Origin of the sequence: Erythrobacter sp. HI0063, assembly GCF_001635685.1 — a bacterium.
GTDB lineage: Bacteria > Pseudomonadota > Alphaproteobacteria > Sphingomonadales > Sphingomonadaceae > Qipengyuania.
Genome location: NZ_LWFF01000189.1, coordinates 1 through 474, shown reverse-complemented (window position 1 = coordinate 474; position 474 = coordinate 1). Strand labels below are relative to the sequence as shown.

At 64.8% G+C, this 474-nt stretch carries 1 protein-coding gene; it reads right to left on the bottom strand.

The features are described from left to right. Positions 1-266: 266 nt before the first annotated feature. Positions 267-474: PRC-barrel domain-containing protein (locus A3736_RS06240; protein ID WP_156502014.1), on the bottom strand; the 208-nt coding region annotated here is incomplete at its 5' end.

Sequence of the window (474 nt, the reverse complement as noted above, 5' to 3'; positions counted from 1 at the left end):
CCGCCTGCCCGCCTTCCATCCCCTGCCCTGCGCCCGGCATGACGGGTGGACGGCGGCGGGTGCGGGCCGCGGCTCCATCGCCGGTTTCGACAGGATCGGGAGAAGTACGCTGCATCGCACCGGATGAAGCAGATTCGCACGATGTAGGAAAATGCTTTCATCGATCTGCTTGCCGGGATCCTGCGCAGGGCTTCTCAAGACGCCCCACACGAAAAGGGCCCCGGATCGCTCCGGAGGCCCTTTGTCGTAGTGTAGCGCGTGATCGATCAGACGCTGCGTGCGCGAACTCGCGTGTAGCGGGTGTCCGCCGCCGGTCCGGTATCGCGATACGTCACCGAATCGTCGTGGATGTCGAGATGTTCGACACCGACCAGGCGACCATCGTCCATGCGGACGGCGACGACGCGTTCGCCATCTTTGTCCACCAGCATATCCTCGATCTTGCCGTAGCTCTCGCCGGTGCGCGAGCGCACG